Genomic DNA, 17980 nt, shown 5'->3' with positions numbered 1-17980 from the left:
TGGCTTACCTATCAAGAAAAAACAATGATACTTAGGATTTTAGAATATTTTATGGCGACGAGCGATGATCAAGAAGCAAGAAATATAATGGGCGGGTTGTGGCAGGAATTACATTTCTTTGTTATTGAAATTGAATCTTTATTCGAAAAAGAGGGAATGGTCATTCCAATTGGTTTTAGGAATGAGGATGTGAACCTGGAAGCTCCAAAACTTTTCGATAATGGATTTGATATTATGTTTCTTCGTATTCTGAAAGAAGTAAGTATGGGGTTATATACGATAAATATGAATATGGCTTATCGAAAAGATGTGATGGCCATTTACGAAGGACTCACGACAGTCACTCAAAAGATCTATAAATTAGCGACCGTTTATTTACTGAATAAAGGAATTTTGACTCTTCCTCCAAATATGACACTGCCAAAAACAACGGAGTTTGTTAAAAATGATAAATACGTGAAAGGGTTCAAACCTTTTGGTGACAAAAGATCCTTAAATTCCATTGAGTTAGGGATTATTCATCACGGAATTGAAACAAATATCATTGGTATGCAGCTAATTACTGGGTTTGCACAATGTGCGGATAACAAAAAGGTAAAAAAATATTTTGTTAAGGGCCTGGAGCTTGCCAAAAAACAAATCCAAATATATGAAGAAATTTTATTAGAAGCAAATGTACATTTTTCGGCAACATCCGGCAGTATTGTCACTACTTCCAAGGTTGCACCTTTTTCTGAAAAACTGATGATGTATTGCATCTGCCTGCTAAATGGATTTGGTCTTGTGGGGGGCAGCTTCGGAACCATGTTTAGTCTACGAAACGATATCACCATGAAAATGTCATTAATATCAAAGGATATCTATTTTTATGGCCATGAAGGACTTGAATTAATGATGAATAATGGGTGGTTTGAGGAACCGCCTCAGATGGAGGATCGGCCACGAATTATTAATAGTTAGCTGGATTCTACCTTAAATAAAACTTCTGCCATACAAAAAGTACCCGCTGTATTCAAAATGCATAGGACAGGTACTTTTTATTTTTTTGGCTCTGTTAAATTGGGCTGTTGATTTCCGCTCCAATCAACAGAGTATAAAAAAACAATCTCGTTGAACAGAGCCATCTTTTAATAACATTTACTCTGGTTTGGGAATGGGAATTTCTAACGTATTCTCTTTCGAACCATCTTTTGCTGAGAAGACAAATAATTCGAGTTTAACATCATTAGTAGATATTAAGTTTTTTTCGATGGTGATTTCAAACGGTCCCCATGCTGGTGCCCCGTCTGTCTGATAGTTATTTTGGATTAATACCTTGTCTCCATCATACAGAACATATTGAAATACACCTTCAAATACCTGAGCCTTCCCTGTAATAATAAGTTTATCTCCAGAATCGGTTACAACTACATCTTTGAATACCTTATTCTGATAGACTTGTTCCTCTTGTACTGGTGTAGGTGGTGGATTTTGGTCTGTTGAACCATCTTGTGAAGGTGGTGCAGGTGGTGGATTCGTAGTTTCATCTTGTGTTTGTTTAGTTGGTGGATTTTGTTTGGTTGTTTCATTTGGTTGGTGATTACAGGCTACTAAACCAATAGTAATTAATCCAGTTAATAAATAAGCCATTTTTTTCAAATTTTCATCCCCCTTTTCTAAATTTTATTCGCTTGTTCCTTGATGAGGAATATTTTTTTGTTTCTTTTTATAAAAGACTCCAATAGAAAAATCCAATGAGAAGTTCATTGGACACTCTTAAAAATATGTTGGTGCAACTACTTGTACATTTCATTGTCTAAGATAATTACGTTTTCATTGAAAGCCGTCCGACCCACCTGTTTCGTGTTTTCAACCAATCGAAAAATATTATCACAGCATTGTTTAGCACCGATCACTAACAACGGTACACCAATAAAGTCAATTTTCAAACCTCTCGAAAAAAATCCTCCAAGTGACATCGGCAATGGAACAGCTGGCGATGTATGGGAGAAAATGATTTTCTCATTAAAATGATATTTTTCTTGCAGTAATAACGTCAGTTCTTTCATTGCTGGTACAGCCAGTTTGTCACGCTTGCATCCAATGGTAAAAACGGAGTTGCCATCCTCATCATCGCCATGATAAAGAAGTTTTCCAAAATCCTGTCTCGTTAGTTTATTGAAATATTTTACATTTAATATTTCTTCGGTGGTAAGTTTTCTTTCCGACTGTGGCAATTGTTTTAAGTGATAGGCAGCAGCCATAGCGGTAGTATGGGTCCCAGCGTAATCATTATAGATATATATCATAGGAAATCATCCCTTAATCCTTATATATATTTATTATGGACATAAATTCCACTTATAATTCAGAGTATTATCCTTCTTTTATTGTCATGAACGATAAAGTGTAATAGAGGTAAAGTGCTTCTCTAGAAATAAAAGAAGAGTAGAAAAATTCCCACTCTTCTTTTATCAGTGTAAAACTATTTATTGAAAATCTTATAACTATAAAGTAAAGGAACGTCCAGTAAATAATCTGAAAAGCGCAATAATGAGCGCAATACGAATCGCTAATCTTACCCGTCGTCCTCTTACTCTAGTTACTAGGATTAAGTGATCTGAGCCAACATATTCCAAAGTCCCTGTAAAAGTTTCATTATTTGTAATTACTTCTACTTCTTCACCTACTAGCTCAGATGCAAACCTCATAAAGCCTTGATTATTCTTATTCAATTAATCATCACCTCCTATCATAATGTATATAATGAATATTTTTAGAGGAATGATTGGACATTTGTTGGACAAGCAAAAAAATTAATAGAAGTTCATATAAATGGAGATTATTACCGATCAAATTTCCCTATTATTTCAAAGATTTTTCTCCTCTTAAAATAAATTAAACATCCACTATTAAGAGGTAAAATTTATCTAATAAACAGACAAAAGAAAAATCCAATGATATTTTCATTGGACTTTAATGGGAATTCTATTGGTTCCTCCATTCCCTAATCGATTAGGGGGTTATTTGTAACTTCTTAAAATTTCATCCACTGTTTTTTTCATCGCGTAGATCACCGTTTTCTTGTATCGTGCCGCTATAAGTAAGACTCTAATTTGTTCGGAACGGGATAGATTTTTAAAACGGGGCTCTTGTTTCAAAAAGGTTCGAACAATGGACCAGCTGGGTGGTATTAACGGAAAATCATCTAGGGGCTGTTTGTTTCGTATTCGGTGAAACCACGATACGATTCGAGGGGAATTACTTTTATCTACTATACAAGGTGCGTAAATATTTTTGGTATGTTTTTTTATGGATTCAAATCGATCCTGACCGCTAACAATAATGTAACTGCCATCCCTCCTATTTTTTCTGACAACCAGCACAAACATACAATCCCACATTAATCTTTGAAGTTTTTTAATGTGTTCTGTAATTTTCATTGATACATCAGGTTTAATCTTATTTAGAGGAATATACTGGATCGTGAATTTCATACGAAGCCCCCTCCTGCTTTTATACTTGTACCCTCCTCATTTCCACAAATTTTGTCCTTTCCAAGATTTTTTTCATTCGGGATATATACTTATAAGGGAAAGAATTTGAAACTCATTAATTATTTTTATGAAATAAACGCATGTCACATTCGAATTAAAACAAATCATGCATAATTCCACATAATTTTAACAAATACAATGGTTTATTATTTAGTTTGTGATTCCCATCACAATTTAAAATCTATAGCTATGTTATATTCCTATTGAGAAGAGTTATCACACTCTTTCAAGGAGTGAAAAGAATGTCAAAAGTAATCAATATTCAACTTCCCGTTTATCAACTATGTACCGAGTACCCTGAAATCATCCCGATTATGAAGGATCTTGGTTTTGAGAATATAACCAATCATAATATGCTAAAAACCGCCGGCCGTGTCATGACATTGCCAAATGGCTGCAGGATGAAAGGAATACCTTTACTAAAAGTGATTGAAATCTTTGAAAAAAATGGATTTACAATCAACCAATAGAGGAGAATGAATCATGAGTGAAATGATCAATAACCGTGAACAAGAAACCATTACTCAATCAGAGCGGCAAGCTGTATTAAAAGAAATTATCAAAGACCTTCACAACGGCAAAAGTGTCGAGGAAGTAAAGGCACGTTTTGAAGAAGCTGCAGGCAACATTTCTGTGGCAGAGATATCTAAATTAGAACAATCACTAATGGAGGAAGAAGGAATTCCGGTAACAGAAGTACAGCGGCTCTGTTCCGTTCACACGGCCATTTTTAAAGGTTCTATCGAGGAAATACATCGTTCCGATAAGCCGGAAGAACAGCCAGGACACCCTATCCATACTTTTAAATTAGAAAATAAAGAGATTGATAGGTTAGTGAACTTCAAACTGCAGCTCCATTTCGAGCGCTTTGAAAAAGTAGATAGCCAGGAAAATAAGTTTAAGTTACTAGAAGATTTAAACCTATTACTAGACATAGACAAACATTACAGCCGGAAAGAGAATTTACTCTTCCCTTACCTAGAAAAGTACGGAATTATGGGCACTACTCAAGTAATGTGGGGAGTAGATGATGGAATACGAGCTGCTATTAAAGAGGCAATAGAGAGAGTCATGAAGGATAGTGGAGACAAACAAGCCGTGATCGATTCCATAGATTTTGTCATCCGGGAAATTAGTGAAATGATCTTTAAAGAGGAAAACATCTTATTCCCAATGGCATTGCAAACCTTAACAGAGGACGAATGGGTGAAAATTGCTCATGAGAGTGATGAAATTGGATTCTGCTTAACCGAACCGGCTGGTGTATGGAAGCCTGAGAGAAAACAGATGGAAGAGTTTGCGCTAACCGAAGGATATATTCGGTTAGAAACAGGGATTCTATCGCTAAAACAGCTTGAACTAATGTTGAACCACTTACCTGTAGATATTACCTTTATCGACCAAGATGATGTTGTCCGCTATTTCTCACACGGCAAAGAAAGAATCTTTGCTCGTACCAAAGCCGTGATTGGCCGGACCGTTCAAAACTGTCATCCACCAAAGAGTGTTCATGTCGTTGAAAAATTATTACAAGAATTTAAAGCAGGAAGTAAAGACTGTGAGGATTTTTATATTAAATTTAAAGATAAATATGTGTACATCCGCTACTTTGCTGTAAGGGATGAAGCTGGTGAATATGTGGGAACACTTGAATTCACGCAAAATATTAGCTCCATCCAGGAAATTCAAGGTGAAAAACGAATTCTTAATTAATTAAATGAACTGCCAAATACTAAAAAACGGGCTCAAATTTGGGGAATCAACCATTTTGGTGTCCGTTTTTTTATATTCATATTAGTTTGCATAATGTCTTACTTTGTTCCGTTTTTCCTTGTAGAACTGAAAGGTCCAAATCGCTATAGCAAGCCAGAAGCCACTTGCGAAATACCCCCCAACAATATCACTTGGATAATGGACTCCTAAATAAATCCGGCTGACTCCAATGGCAAGGATCATGAAAAAACTAAAAAGGATTAAGAGTGTTCTCCCCCATTTTCTTGGAATATGACGCCATAACAGAAACGTGATGATAACATAAACACTAAAGGCATTCATGGCATGACCACTCGGAAAACTAAATCCCCCAATATCAATTATGCGATGCAGATTAGGACGGATCCGGTGAAACAGATGTTTTAAAAGCGTATTTAGGGCGGCAGATCCTAATATAGAAGCGATAAATAAAATTAATTCTACCCGATGCTTTAGTACTTTATAGAGAAAAAACAAGATACCGAAGCTCATGACAATGACAAAAGGGGCTGACCCAATAAAAGTAAAAAACTTCATAACACTTGTCAGAGCTGGCGATTCCATTCCTTGAATAGCACTGATTACTATTGTATCAAACTGAACAATTTTATGATCGCTGATCCATAAGGACATTAAACTAAATCCGATGATACAGACTACGCTAATAAGAAAGGCAAGAGCAAGATGTGATTTTAATTTCATAAATAATAAACCTCTTTTTTCTATATAATGAATTTTGATGCCAGTTTTTATAGCTTATCACTATTAATGAATAGAGACAAAAGCTTGTTAAACCGACCTTTTGCCCGTTTGCCTTCTACATTTCATCTAATCTTACACAAGACATTCCACGGTCTGATAATTCTTTAAATACTTTTTTTAATGCTGTAATGGTATTAATCGGTGCATCCACATCAGCCCCAGCGGTTTCTCCACAATCATGCAGAAGGACTACAGCCCCCTTTTTAATACTCTGTAACAGTCTTTTTTCAACTTTTGCACTGCCGCCTTTGCTGCTCCAATCATCCGCCATGACGGACCAATGGATAATCTTGTATGGTTTCATCAGCAGAAAATCAACTAAAGTTAATAATCCCCAAGGCGGACGATAATAAATAGGACGCTCTCCAGTAATTTTTTCAATGATGGATGAAGTCTTTGTTAAATGCTTGCGAACCGTCCAAGGGGCCATCACCCAGTTAGATTTGTGCACATAATTATGCATGCCTATTAAGTGCCCTTCGGCATGCATTCTCGATAGTAACTCTGGGTATTTTTCCGCTTTAGAACCAACGACAAAAAATGTCGCTTTGATATTATTTTTCTTTAACAAATCCAATAGCTGCGGTGTATAGATGGGGTTTGGACCATCATCAAAGGTAAAAGCAACTTTTTCAGATGTTTCTTTTCGTTTTACAACCCCTATACCTGCACCAGCAGTTAGAAGAAATGGTACAAGCCAATAAAGCGCCAGGAAGAACAGTACAAATAAGATTATTTTAAACATAACAGTCCACTCCCCTACAATTTTCTTAAGTATGGGTTCATGTTTATAAATCGTTTATCAGAACTTATTTCATTTTTTTGCGCATGACAATACTAAAGACAGTAGACAAAATAAACAGTCCCCCTCCAAGTATAAAAGGAATCAATTTTCCATGACGGACCCCTGCAAATAGACAGCTTACAGATACCGTATAAGGCAATATCCCTAATGCGGTCGTCCATGTAAAGGCCTTTTTATTGACCTGCAATAAACCTGCCGTATAGTTGATAAAATGGTAAGGAACCAATGGGACAAAGCGAATCATCAAAAGTCCGATATCTCCTTGTTTTTGCAGCCAGCCTTGTACTTTTTCCAAATAAGGTTTTGCCAATGGTTCTATCATTGGGCGCGCGATCCAATTGGATAGATTATAAGCAAGGAGCGCCCCTAAGATTCCGCCAATCCAAGAATAGATTCCACCTGCAACAGGACCGTATATCTCAATAAGAAAAAGAGACACAAATTCGCCTGGGACAGGAACCACATTCACAACTGTTTGAATGAAAATGCCGATTACGATTCCGAAATATCCCAGATGGCGAATGGATTCAAGCCCTACTTTAGCCGCTCCAGTATGAAGTTCATATAAATAAAGTCCAGTAAAGAGTAAGAAGAAAACCAGACTTCCAATGGAAAGAGAGCGAGCTCCCAGTGACTTTTTTTCTTTGTAAGACTCTAATAGAACATTTTCCATAATTCACCTTCCTCTCTTGACTTATTACCCAAATGTATACATTAGGTCCACTAATCTGTTATCAGCCTTTTTGTTATTCATAATGACTTCAATGGAAGCAAACGCCGATTCCTTTGGATGAAACTGTTTAGTATTCTCTCTCATCTCCTGAAGAATTTCTTTTTTGCCCAATAAAGTGGATAAACGATCCATTAATTCTTGATTGGTTTTCGCTTGAACGGCTACCCCTGAACGAACCAAAAATTTTGCATTATCCTGTTCTTGGCCAGGAATCGGTTTATATAGAAGCATCGGTAATTCCATGGCGATTGCTTCAAAAGTAGTGACTCCCCCTGGCTTTGTGATCATTAGATCAGAAATGGCCATTAATTCATGAACGTATTGAATGTAACCAGTAAGATGGATACGATGCTTGGAATCCTTTAGTTTTTCCTGCAATTGCATACGTAATTTTTCATTGTGTCCACAAACGATGATTAATTGAATAGGCTTAGACAATGCATCAATTTCTTCAATGGTTGAATTTCCATCCCCAATCATGCCGCAACCGCCTCCCATTACCAAAATCGTAGACATATGTGGATCTAAGCCGTATTTTGCAAAAATTTCCTCACGTTGAAAGGCTTGAGAAAATTGTTGTCGAATCGGAATCCCTGTATGAGCAATCCGATTCTCTTCGACCCCTAGTTCAATCAGTGAGTCACGGACAATTTTCGAGCCTACGATATATTGATCAGTAAAAGGGTAAATCCAGCAGCTATGATCAGTATGATCGGTAATCGTGGTAACAGTAGGAATATCAGTTAAACCTAAAGATTTTACTTTTGACATTACCGCTGCTGCCAAGGGAAATGTACTGACTACAACCGTTGGCTGTACTTCTTCGATTAACTTAAGCATACGGCCCACGCCTGTAGATAAAATGCTTTTCATCACATTGGATAGTTTGTTTACTTTTCGTGTTTTTTGATAAATAAATCCATACACCTGAGGGAATTTTTTTACTCCCTGGAGGTAAATAAAACGGCTAAATTGATTCGAATAAGGATGGACCCATTCCATGAAATCAAAAACCACAGGTTCCAATGATGGATATCTCATTTCTATGGCATCGTGAAGAGCTTGGGCTACTTGGATATGACCATCTCCATAATTTCCGGTAAGAATTAAAACTTTTTCTTTAGTTGCTGTCTTCATTGATCTCCACTCCTTTAAGTTGTGTGAATTTTATCTATGAGTATCGGCTGCCCCACATTGCCATGTGGTTCACTCGCAAAAATGGCTATACTGAAAAAGATTTCTTGGCAACAGATTTTACGGTCCGTTTCGGCATTAATATCCACGCATACACGACCTCTGCCATTTTAAATAAACATTCAACTAAAATAATGGCGGCTATTACATCCATCAGTACATGTTGTTTAATAAACAATGTGGCAAGGATAATAGAAGTTGAGAAACATACAATGCTCCATTTGATCCATCTGTTCGAGAGTGAACTATTTCGAATCGCTCGGATTATTAAATAACTGCTCATGACGTGAATACTTGGAAAGCAATTGTAGGGTTGATCAATCTTATAAACATACTTCAATAATCTTGCAAGGAAATCATCACCGGTAATCACAGGGCGAACAGGACCTACCGTTTGATAAAAGTAATAAATGATAAAACAAATTAGTAATCCCAGGTCAAAAACAAGAATTGTTTTGAACGCAAGGGTAAAATCTTTGAAACAAAAATATAGTAAGGTTATGGTTATATAACCAACCCATGCAACGTAAGGAACCACAAACCATTTCACAACTGGGATAGCTTGATCTAAACTCGTAACTAGCGTATGAACACCACGAGTGGGTGAATTTAAATAGGGATAAACCAGCATCATTGCTGGTATACTCAGCAAAAAACAGAGTATCCCAACCATTTTCCATTTTTTATTCATTCCGAACTCCTCCTCGTCTGTCTGTATGTTACAAAAAACTTCTTAAGGAAACCTGCCTTTCCTTCTGAAGATTTTCTTAAAAGTAAATGAAATTCTTAAGAAAATCTTCAGAAATTCTATTGTGTTTTCTTAAGAGGAATAGAGTAAACTTTAGCCATTAGAAAGGAGCGGTTGAAATGTCACAAGAAACCATTCTAATTATTGATGATGAAAAAGAAATTCGTGATTTAATCGGGATTTATCTTACCAATGAGGGATATAACGTATTGAAAGCAGCAGACGGTTTGGAGGGGTTAACTCTTCTTGAAGAAAACACTGTACATTTGGTGGTATTAGACATCATGATGCCTCGTTTAGATGGAATTCAAGCCTGTTTAAAAATCAGAGAAAACAAAAATGTTCCTATTATTATGTTATCGGCAAAATCACAGGATATGGATAAGATTATGGGTTTAACAACAGGAGCGGATGATTATGTAACAAAGCCGTTTCAACCTTTGGAATTAGTGGCAAGAATTAAGTCACAGCTCCGGCGTTATCTCCGCTTTAATCAAATGGATGGAAACGCTCAACCAAATGCAGTCCAACAAATGAATGTCATTTCCATAGATGAGTTATTAATGAACGTTTCAAATCATGAAGTGACAGTAGAAGGAAGAGAAATAAAACTAACACCAAGGGAATTTGCCATTTTAGAACTTTTGGCTCGTAATCCAGGGGTCGTGTTTAGTACAGAAAAAATCTATGAACGAGTATGGAATGAACCTTTTTATGAATCAGAGAATACCGTAATGGTTCATATTCGAAACTTGCGCGAGAAGCTTGAGAATAACCCGCGGACACCTCGATATATTAAAACCGTTTGGGGGGTCGGCTATAAAATTGAGCAATAAGAAACAGTTTCTCCCCTTACTTTCGAATGATAACTATTTGAATAAACTTGTTAATTTAGTAAGGACAAGTATCAGAATTCAGGTAATATTGGCATTTGTTTTTTGTATTCTTGTTTCTACGCTTGTTGGTTTAGCCGCAAGCCCTTTCTTTGTAAATCAAGATCGCCGACTTGATTTTACAGAAGGGGTGGTAACCATTGATGAAAGTGCACGAGATTTGGTTAAAGAGTTCAATCAAATGAATCAGGATCTAAATGGACTCGTCATACAACTAGGGGATGAAGATCCTGCGTTTAAAAGAAAGTTCCTTAACCGCCCTCTTCCTTCGTTAAACGAGAACCAGGAATGGTTATCTGTTCCAAACGGGAGCGGAATGGTCTATAACCTAACAAGAAATGAATTAATCCAATATTTAATCAACGAACCTAAACAACAAAACAATATCAATGCACTCATAACAGATCCAGAAGGTAAGGTGCAATACAAAACCAAAGGAGTAACCAATTCTCAAATAAACCTTGAAGACGAGATGGCAAATGCCCAAAAGTCACTGGTTGGAAAAGACCATAATGAACAGCCCACTGTGACAAGGGTTTATCCCATCACACTAAATGGAGAGAAACATTATTTAATTGCATATAGTGTCCCAAAATCTACAACTGTTTATATGAAAGAAACCGGAGTAACCCCCTATATTCTAGGAGTGCTAACGTTTATTCTCTGTTTTTATTTGATCACGAAACGGAAAATGAAAGAGATTGAGGAGATTGCCTTAGGCTTGATGGAGATAGCAAAAGGAAATTTAAACTACAGAATTCGCGAGAAAAGTAAAGATGAATTGGGGTCACTAGCCACGAATATCAATTACATGGCTTCTGAACTAAACGAAATGATTGAAAGGCAAAGACAAGCGGAAAAATTAAAGGATGAGCTTATCACCAATGTGTCTCATGATTTACGTACGCCGTTAACTTCGATTATGGGTTATTTAAGACTGGTAAAAGACCATCAATATAAGAACCAAAACCAACTAGATGAATACGTGGATATTGCTTATGGAAAATCTGAGCAATTAAAAGAATTAATTGAGGATCTTTTTGATTTTACACGGCTAGCTTATGAGGGTGTACAGCTAAAAAAAGAAAAAGTTAGTTTAAATCAAATGATCAGACAATTAATGGACGAACTTGACCCTATCGCTAATGATAACCAAGTTAAGTTTAGTAACGATCTCCCTAAAGAACAAATGATGATGTTGGTCGATCCAAATCAAATGGTCCGGGCGTTAGAAAATGTGTTAACGAACGCCATTAAATATAGTACTCCTCCTGGTAACATTGATGTAAAAATGATAAAAAACAAACAGTCGGTTCAAATTTCTGTTTCTAATCCCTGCGAAACCTTATCAAAAGAAGAGGTGACAAGATTATTTGATCGTTTTTATCGGGTAGATACATCTCGATCTTCAAATAAATCGGGAGCCGGATTAGGATTAGCGATTACCAAAAGTATCATCGAGCTGCATCATGGCAGCATACATGTTGATTATAAAAATCAAATGATTGAACTAACCATTGTTTTACCTTTTCACGAGGAATAATAGCAAATAAGGGCCGTTCAAAAAAACGGTCCTTTTTCCTTTTTTAACTTCCAGATAACATTACATGAAAGACATATTTCTGCCCATAATAAGGTATGGGAGGTTGTCTAAATATGAATATTTCTTGGCTGCTCGGGCTATTTATTTTATCTCATCCAGTGAATACACCAGAACATTTATCGTTCACTAACAATGGGAAGCCTTTATCGGTGAATCATTGTACAGGCTTATCGATGAACTTACCTGAATTACCGATTATTAATAACGTACAATTAAATCGATGTATGGACAATATTGATCAGCAAGTGGCTAAAAATCCTAAAAATGCGATGTTTGATTCTAGAGGAAATATCATACCAGAACAAATTGGGTACCGTCTACACCGTCAGCTTTTTACTGAAAGAGTTTTTTCTTATTATTTTAACAATGGTTCCACTTCATTAGAGCTCCCATTACAAACGATTTATCCTAAAGTGGACAGTGAATTGCTGGTAGATATTCGGAATGCAAAAATAGGCAAATATGTAACTTCCTTCAACACTTATAATAAAGAACGAACCAATAATATTTACCTTGCTACAAATGCCATTAATAATGTAGTACTTTTCCCTGGAGAAACATTCTCTTTTAATCAGGTGGTGGGAAAAAGAACAGCAGAAAAAGGTTATTTGCCCGCCACAGTCATCAAAAGAGGAGAATTCTCAGAAGATATAGGTGGAGGAATCTGTCAAGTATCATCTACCCTTTTTAACGCTGTGGATAATGCAGGATTAAACATTATCAAACGTTTTTCGCACAGTAGACAAGTTTCTTATATCCCGCCTGGACGCGATGCTACCGTTAGCTGGAATGGACCAGATTTTGTTTTTACAAATAAATACAATCAACCCATTCTTATTCAGGCTAAAACAGTCGGTAATGAGTTAAGGGTAGAAGTTTATTCTTCAGATGTCATTCACTTTAATCCTAAAAAAGTTCCATACCTGCCATATGATGCACACAAAAAGGGAACTTCATCCAAAAATTAAACAAGAAAAAACATTCATTCTTTATACCTATTATGTTATTTCTTTTGTTAAGGAATCCACATACTCTTTGGATTCCTTTAAACCATGTCCTGTGACCATTCGATATCTCTTAATGGCTTTAATTTTTTTACCTTCTGCAATATGGCTTAGTAATTCTTCCGTTACATCCTCTGTAACTTCATCAGGTACTCCAATAAGGAGAGCTATTTTATTTAACGTTTTGTTTACACGGGCAAGTTCACTTCTTAACTGACTAATTGCACTTATGATGCTAGTTAATATAGTCCCGATTCCTAAGATTTCCCAAATCAGTAAATCACTCACATGCTCACCCCTAAGTATTTCTTTTGTCCTTTTAATAATAAATTCATTTAAGAGAATGGGAATGAAATCCAAACTATTTCCATTATAAAACATTCCACCTACTCCAAACACTGAAAAATACAACTCCCCCAATAGGGGGAGTTGTATTTTAATAGATTAGAATTAAGCCATTGTTAAAGATTTTTCTTTCGTGATCCTCCATTTTAATGGCTGCCCTTGCAGGTACCGCCCCAGCTCTTGTGCCATGTACTTCCCTAAGCGCTTACATTCATCTGATTGTGAACCGGCAATATGAGGCGTCAAGATCACATTTTCCAACGTATATAAATGAGAATCCTTTAATGGTGGTTCCGGATAGGTTACATCGAGTATGGCATATATATCTGAACGCAAATGCAATACTTCAATCATTTCTTGTTCCCGAACAACCGCGCCTCTTGAGGTATTGATAAGCGTCGCATTGCGTTTCATGGAGATAATATGTTGGCCGGTAATTAAGCCTTCTGTTTCTTTGATCCAAGGTGTATGCAAGGAAACGACATCTGCTCTTTTAAACACATCCTCCAAAGAACACAGCTCAACATTTAGCGCGATTGCCTCCTGCTCTGATAGATAAGGGTCATAAGCAACGACTTTACAGTCGAACTGCTTCAACATTTCAGCTACTTTTCGCCCAATCATCCCGAGTGAGACAAGTCCAACCGTTGAACCGTATACCCCCGGAACTTGTTCTTTTACTGGATAACAGGCATTCTTTTTCACCTCATTCACATAGAACCAGCCTCTTTTTAATGAGAAAAGAATTTGCGATAATGTATATTCAACAACAGGTATAGCATTGGCCTCATAAGCACTAGAAATGACGATATTCCGTTTCCAAAACTCTTCTGACACAATTCCTTTAATCGAACCCGCACCATAAAATACAGCTTGTAAGTTGGGTGCATACTCTAAGAAGGTTTGGTCCAGTTTTGGACAACCCCACCCTGAAAAAATAACCTCCACATTAGACAAAATTTCAGGATTACGTTTGATGGATTGTTTGGTTTGTGGTTCCGCAAAGATGTGTACCTGTTTGTTTATTTCTTTGCATGCACTTCCATAAATCAGTTCAAAATGATCAAGTAGATAGATCCCTTTTAACACGTAAACCCTTCTTTCTAAAGCAGAGGACTGCTATGGAAATTAAGCTGCTTTTTTAAAAAGATCAGTGCTTGTTTAGCCTCTGTTTCAAAGTCATTCCAGTTACATTCGATTGCCATCCTGCCGTTATATTGAGAACGACGAATTTGGTTTAGAAACTCCGGGTAAGGATAACTTCCCATACCAGGTGAGATTCTGCCAGTATCAGCGACATGTATATGTTTAACAAAATCTTTATTTTCGTATATATGTGTTAGCGGCTCTTTTTCCTCATCCATATGGTAAAAATCAGCTAAGGTCTTTATGGATTTACGGTTTACTAACTTAGCAAACGCTACGGCTTCGGGTACGCTGTTAATTATATTGGATTCCTTTTTATTAAGAGGTTCAATCACAATCGTCAAACCAAGTGGATCGGCAATATCTGCCGTCATATGTAGAAACTCTACAATTTGTTCTTCCCCCTTTTTTCGTGAAAATCCATTTGGCAATGTTCTTGCTCCTCCACTTCCAAACACGATCGTATCCGCACCAATTTGTTTTACCCTTTTTAAGGCAGTTGATAAATAACGTTTGATTCGTTCCTTATCAACCTGTTCACCAACAATTTTTAAATCTCCCGGAAGAAGAATATTAAACGATTGAACCGGAATCGGTGATTCTTGATACTTTCTGAGAATGGGTGTAAATTCCTCTTCACTAGCTTCTGGTAGGAGCGAAACCACCGTACATTCGATAAAATCATAACCTGCTTGATAGAGTACGGGCGCTTTTTCTATGCCTGCACAACAACCTATTTTCATCTTGTTCACCTCTATTTAAGAATATCTTTCATATAGGTACGATATTGTCTAAAAGCCAATTCAGGTTCCTCTATTTCAGTGCACCACATTTTTTCCCATTCGAGGGTACAATAGCCGTCATAGCCATTCGTCTTTAAAAGGGAAAAAATTTCTTTTAGTGGTACATCGCCTTCGCCGAGGAGACAAAGCTGGTAGCCTCGCTTTGTATCTTCTTTGACAAAGGAGTCCTTCCAGTGTGTGTAGTGAATCCATTTCCCAAGTGTCTCCCAAGTTTGAACCGGTTCTTCCCCAAGGGTCCGGTAAGGATGATGCACATCCCATAAGACATGGAAATGCTGAGAGTTAACTCGATTGACTATCTCTTTCATGTACACCGAACTCGTCCAATCATCGTGTGTTTCAAATAAAAGATGAACATTGTAGCTCTCAGCTATTTTGAGATATTCTCTCGCGTTGTGTTCAACTAAATCAAAAGCCTCATTCCTTGAGGTATCACCAATCGAACCGCCAAACACACGAATGTACGGAGTTTGAAACGCCTGGCAAAGGACTGCATAATTCTTTAATTCTTCTAAGTATTGTTCAAATTCTGCTTGGTAGTTCGTGAATAGTCTGACCGAACTTGAAAAACAAGGAATCTCTAAGGATGCCTCTTGGAATCTGCGAACCGTTTCCTTTATGCCACTTGAAAATTCCGGAAATTGGTAAATATCTAGTTTACCTAAATAACCACGGAAATCCACTCCATCGTAGCCATTTTCAACGGCATTTGAAATAATCTGATCTAAATTCCAATTCGGACAGCCTAATGTCGTAAAAGCGAATTTCATGTTCTTACTCCTTCCTTGACCATATCTAGTAAACTAGTATCCTCAATAAGGTGCTCGTCTTGATAAAGGTGAATCATATATTGAGTAACGGTTTGAGTTGTTCGATAAGAAGAACTTGTCAGCATTCCATTACGGTAGGTTACAACCTGTGGACCCATGATCAAGTCAGAAATAGCCTCCTCCTCGAGTACTCTAATACAAACCTTTTCCCCTTTATAATCAACATCAATCCTGTTTTCTGATAAGTTAATGGTCGTACAAGTCTCTCCGTCAGAAGCAAACAACGGAAATTCCTGAATCACAGCCTCTATCTCACCAATGAGGGTATCCTTAACATGAAGGATTTCCGGTGTGACAGTAAGCGTCCGCTCGATTAGAAACGCGCCGTTCAATGGTCCGCGATAGGAAACTTTTACTTCGACTTTATCACGTTCACAGGAATGAACGGATACCTCCACATTAGGCAGGTCTTTGGAGGTCATTTCTGACATTCGGGTCATATCCTTGTACACATTAATCCAAGCAGGAGCAAACGATAAGGCTCTGGCACTAGCTAACGGAGTTCCATCTGCTGGACCAATGGATGGCCAGACATTTTTACGCTGGATGCGGACAATTCCTGTAGGAGTGTAATGTTCATCTCCTTTTGTTTGGTACTCGATATAATGTCCGCCTGCATTAATAATCAGCTTATGAAAATAGGGTTCCATCCAAAGATGGAAACCGCCAACTTCTGCTGGACATGGCAGTTCCCCAATTTCATCGTCGGCCTGCTCAAAGGCTAAAGCTAAAAAATAAGCAGACAGTAAATTGTATTGAGAGTGATAGGTATAGGTTTCATAGCCAGTACGAATCATCGGGTCGGAATAATTTCTGACTACATTCAACTCACCGGTTGGCCGTACCCATCGGTTCATTGATTTTAGTGATAAACGGGCTCCACGCTTAAAGGCAGCAGCTAGGACGTGCTCTCCCCTTCTGGCATATTCCCTCGCTGCCACTTCAAATTGAAAGGCTTGTTGGGCTTCGTTCCACTGATGCTGAGCACTACGCCCGCCCGTTGGCATCTCACCAGTTGGGCTCTGCATGAAAAGGGAAGTTACGTCTCCCCGCCGGCAGCATTCAGCTATTTTAGCTTTGTGTCTTCCGTCATAACCTTCAAGTAACATGAGACGAAAATAATTTCGTGTGAACATGGCATAGGCCATCGGTCCATTTGGATCAACATAAAGTCCATACTCCGTTAATAACTCCATTTGCGGAGCTAATTCTTGATCTAGTTCTTCTAAACTCATCGGATGCCCAAGTTGATAGGCGCCTCTCAAAAACTCCCCAGCTAAGGCGACCACTTTCCAATTATTAATGGTTTTTCGATATAAAGTAGCGTGATTTATTCGATGAAATAACCGATCCAATTCCTCAATTTTTTGTATTGATACAAAAGGTTTGAGGTTTACATAAGCAAAAGTTACCATTGTGGTATAAAAATTACTATGACCATCTGCACAAGTTTCTGTCGCCATCTGGTTAAGAGAAGCTTCTAACGCTTGAGTGGCAGCTTCTAACATCCACTTTTCTTTCCGCTCTCGATATAAAAGGGCTGCTGCTGCAGCAAAAGCGGGTGTTGAATACTGTGTCTCACGGCGCACATAGGGGTCGATAATTCGCCCCTGATGATTCATACAGCGAAAAAAATAGCGGATAAGTGGTTCAATAATTTCCAGGTATTCATTTCTTTTATGATTGGAATCACCTATTTGTGATTCTGTAAATGATTTTTGATACTTGGATAGGATGGAATTAAGTGGAAAGGGTTTTTCTATCAATCCTGTACACCTCACATCTAATAGAGCAGAATATATTAGATATTCTGCTCCTTCAACTTC

Annotated in this window: 20 protein-coding genes; 6 read left to right on the top strand and 14 right to left on the bottom strand. The window is 37.4% G+C overall.

The features are described 5' to 3' along the window. Positions 1-960, top strand: a 960-nt coding sequence (locus V7266_RS00850) for a DUF3231 family protein (protein ID WP_335465316.1), incomplete at its 5' end; no start/stop codon positions are given. A 177-nt stretch (positions 961-1137) separates the two neighbouring features. Here V7266_RS00850 and V7266_RS00845 read toward each other — a convergent pair. The 4 genes from V7266_RS00845 to V7266_RS00830 form a co-directional block, all read right to left on the bottom strand. Next, positions 1138-1629 carry a Gmad2 immunoglobulin-like domain-containing protein gene (locus V7266_RS00845; RefSeq protein ID WP_335465383.1) on the bottom strand — a complete coding sequence of 164 codons (492 nt, stop codon included), beginning with the start codon at positions 1627-1629 and terminating at the stop codon, positions 1138-1140. A 146-nt stretch (positions 1630-1775) separates the two neighbouring features. Continuing rightward, positions 1776-2288: a DUF3189 family protein gene (locus V7266_RS00840; protein ID WP_335465314.1), complete on the bottom strand. Its 513-nt coding sequence runs from the start codon at positions 2286-2288 to the stop codon at positions 1776-1778. Positions 2289-2486: 198 nt separating this feature from the next. Beyond that, positions 2487-2714, bottom strand: coding sequence for a hypothetical protein (locus V7266_RS00835; protein WP_335465313.1), 228 nt, complete (start codon positions 2712-2714; stop codon positions 2487-2489). Positions 2715-3002: 288 nt separating this feature from the next. After that, a complete protein-coding gene (locus tag V7266_RS00830; RefSeq protein WP_335465312.1) occupies positions 3003-3476 on the bottom strand; it encodes a hypothetical protein in 474 nt (157 codons plus the stop codon). A 302-nt stretch (positions 3477-3778) separates the two neighbouring features. Between V7266_RS00830 and V7266_RS00825 the strand changes: the two genes are divergently transcribed. Together V7266_RS00825 and V7266_RS00820 are read left to right on the top strand one after the other, a co-directional pair. Continuing rightward, entirely contained in the window at positions 3779-4006 is a 228-nt protein-coding gene (locus tag V7266_RS00825; protein WP_335465311.1) for a DUF1858 domain-containing protein, read from the top strand. Between the two features lie 13 nt (positions 4007-4019). Beyond that, positions 4020-5249 (top strand): DUF438 domain-containing protein, encoded by a 1230-nt coding sequence (locus tag V7266_RS00820; RefSeq protein WP_335465309.1) that lies wholly within the window; start codon positions 4020-4022, stop codon positions 5247-5249. A gap of 81 nt (positions 5250-5330) precedes the next feature. On the opposite strand, the gene V7266_RS00815 is transcribed toward V7266_RS00820, so the two are convergent. The 5 genes from V7266_RS00815 to V7266_RS00795 all read right to left on the bottom strand — a co-directional run bounded on the left by V7266_RS00815 (position 5331) and on the right by V7266_RS00795 (position 9473). Then, the gene (locus tag V7266_RS00815) at positions 5331-5990 is read right to left on the bottom strand and encodes a phosphatase PAP2 family protein (protein ID WP_335465308.1); all 660 of its coding nucleotides are present in this window, start codon (positions 5988-5990) and stop codon (positions 5331-5333) included. A 115-nt stretch (positions 5991-6105) separates the two neighbouring features. Continuing rightward, positions 6106-6795 (bottom strand): polysaccharide deacetylase family protein, encoded by a 690-nt coding sequence (locus tag V7266_RS00810; protein WP_335465306.1) that lies wholly within the window; start codon positions 6793-6795, stop codon positions 6106-6108. A gap of 64 nt (positions 6796-6859) precedes the next feature. Next, on the bottom strand, positions 6860-7528 hold the full coding sequence (locus tag V7266_RS00805; protein ID WP_335465305.1) for a TVP38/TMEM64 family protein: 669 nt from the start codon (positions 7526-7528) through the stop codon (positions 6860-6862). 24 nt (positions 7529-7552) lie between these two features. Further along, positions 7553-8725 carry an MGDG synthase family glycosyltransferase gene (locus tag V7266_RS00800; protein WP_335465303.1) on the bottom strand — a complete coding sequence of 391 codons (1173 nt, stop codon included), beginning with the start codon at positions 8723-8725 and terminating at the stop codon, positions 7553-7555. A gap of 85 nt (positions 8726-8810) precedes the next feature. Further along, positions 8811-9473, bottom strand: coding sequence for a phosphatase PAP2 family protein (locus V7266_RS00795; protein ID WP_335465301.1), 663 nt, complete (start codon positions 9471-9473; stop codon positions 8811-8813). Between the two features lie 176 nt (positions 9474-9649). Here V7266_RS00795 and V7266_RS00790 point away from each other — a divergent pair, with 176 nt between their 5' ends. From V7266_RS00790 to V7266_RS00780, 3 genes are all read left to right on the top strand, one after another. After that, positions 9650-10366, top strand: a complete 717-nt coding sequence (locus V7266_RS00790; protein ID WP_335465299.1) for a response regulator transcription factor — start codon at positions 9650-9652, stop codon at positions 10364-10366. Continuing rightward, positions 10356-11966, top strand: coding sequence for a HAMP domain-containing sensor histidine kinase (locus tag V7266_RS00785; protein WP_335465297.1), 1611 nt, complete (start codon positions 10356-10358; stop codon positions 11964-11966). The genes V7266_RS00790 and V7266_RS00785 overlap by 11 nt, the downstream gene beginning before the upstream one ends. Positions 11967-12079: 113 nt before the next feature. Then, positions 12080-12994, top strand: a complete 915-nt coding sequence (locus tag V7266_RS00780; protein ID WP_335465295.1) for a VanW family protein — start codon at positions 12080-12082, stop codon at positions 12992-12994. Positions 12995-13024: 30 nt separating this feature from the next. On the opposite strand, the gene V7266_RS00775 is transcribed toward V7266_RS00780, so the two are convergent. The 5 genes from V7266_RS00775 to V7266_RS00755 all read right to left on the bottom strand — a co-directional run bounded on the left by V7266_RS00775 (position 13025) and on the right by V7266_RS00755 (position 17920). Beyond that, positions 13025-13411 carry a ribosomal protein L7/L12 gene (locus V7266_RS00775; protein WP_335465294.1) on the bottom strand — a complete coding sequence of 129 codons (387 nt, stop codon included), beginning with the start codon at positions 13409-13411 and terminating at the stop codon, positions 13025-13027. Between the two features lie 69 nt (positions 13412-13480). Continuing rightward, entirely contained in the window at positions 13481-14464 is a 984-nt protein-coding gene (locus V7266_RS00770) for a hydroxyacid dehydrogenase (RefSeq protein WP_335465292.1), read from the bottom strand. A gap of 14 nt (positions 14465-14478) precedes the next feature. Beyond that, positions 14479-15264 carry a sugar phosphate isomerase/epimerase family protein gene (locus V7266_RS00765; protein WP_335465290.1) on the bottom strand — a complete coding sequence of 262 codons (786 nt, stop codon included), beginning with the start codon at positions 15262-15264 and terminating at the stop codon, positions 14479-14481. 11 nt (positions 15265-15275) lie between these two features. Next, on the bottom strand, positions 15276-16094 hold the full coding sequence (locus tag V7266_RS00760) for a sugar phosphate isomerase/epimerase family protein (protein ID WP_335465288.1): 819 nt from the start codon (positions 16092-16094) through the stop codon (positions 15276-15278). After that, positions 16091-17920 (bottom strand): hypothetical protein, encoded by a 1830-nt coding sequence (locus V7266_RS00755; RefSeq protein WP_335465286.1) that lies wholly within the window; start codon positions 17918-17920, stop codon positions 16091-16093. The genes V7266_RS00760 and V7266_RS00755 overlap by 4 nt, the downstream gene beginning before the upstream one ends. Between the last annotated feature and the right edge of the window lie 60 nt (positions 17921-17980).

The organism is Neobacillus drentensis, assembly GCF_036965645.1.
In the GTDB taxonomy this organism is placed as follows: domain Bacteria; phylum Bacillota; class Bacilli; order Bacillales; family Cytobacillaceae; genus Neobacillus; species Neobacillus drentensis_D.
Note: the sequence above shows the minus strand (reverse complement) of the source record. Positions and strands in the feature narration are given on the sequence as shown.

Coding starts and splice junctions, on each gene's coding strand:
- V7266_RS00845 (WP_335465383.1), bottom strand. CDS start 1,629: ATGGCTTATTTATTAACTGGATTAATTACTATTGGTTTAGTAGCCTGT.
- V7266_RS00810 (WP_335465306.1), bottom strand. CDS start 6,795: ATGTTTAAAATAATCTTATTTGTACTGTTCTTCCTGGCGCTTTATTGG.
- V7266_RS00795 (WP_335465301.1), bottom strand. CDS start 9,473: ATGAATAAAAAATGGAAAATGGTTGGGATACTCTGTTTTTTGCTGAGT.
- V7266_RS00830 (WP_335465312.1), bottom strand. CDS start 3,476: ATGAAATTCACGATCCAGTATATTCCTCTAAATAAGATTAAACCTGAT.
- V7266_RS00820 (WP_335465309.1), top strand. CDS start 4,020: ATGAGTGAAATGATCAATAACCGTGAACAAGAAACCATTACTCAATCA.
- V7266_RS00790 (WP_335465299.1), top strand. CDS start 9,650: ATGTCACAAGAAACCATTCTAATTATTGATGATGAAAAAGAAATTCGT.
- V7266_RS00840 (WP_335465314.1), bottom strand. CDS start 2,288: ATGATATATATCTATAATGATTACGCTGGGACCCATACTACCGCTATG.
- V7266_RS00815 (WP_335465308.1), bottom strand. CDS start 5,990: ATGAAATTAAAATCACATCTTGCTCTTGCCTTTCTTATTAGCGTAGTC.
- V7266_RS00800 (WP_335465303.1), bottom strand. CDS start 8,725: ATGAAGACAGCAACTAAAGAAAAAGTTTTAATTCTTACCGGAAATTAT.
- V7266_RS00805 (WP_335465305.1), bottom strand. CDS start 7,528: ATGGAAAATGTTCTATTAGAGTCTTACAAAGAAAAAAAGTCACTGGGA.
- V7266_RS00775 (WP_335465294.1), bottom strand. CDS start 13,411: ATGTTTTATAATGGAAATAGTTTGGATTTCATTCCCATTCTCTTAAAT.
- V7266_RS00780 (WP_335465295.1), top strand. CDS start 12,080: ATGAATATTTCTTGGCTGCTCGGGCTATTTATTTTATCTCATCCAGTG.
- V7266_RS00760 (WP_335465288.1), bottom strand. CDS start 16,094: ATGAAATTCGCTTTTACGACATTAGGCTGTCCGAATTGGAATTTAGAT.
- V7266_RS00825 (WP_335465311.1), top strand. CDS start 3,779: ATGTCAAAAGTAATCAATATTCAACTTCCCGTTTATCAACTATGTACC.
- V7266_RS00765 (WP_335465290.1), bottom strand. CDS start 15,264: ATGAAAATAGGTTGTTGTGCAGGCATAGAAAAAGCGCCCGTACTCTAT.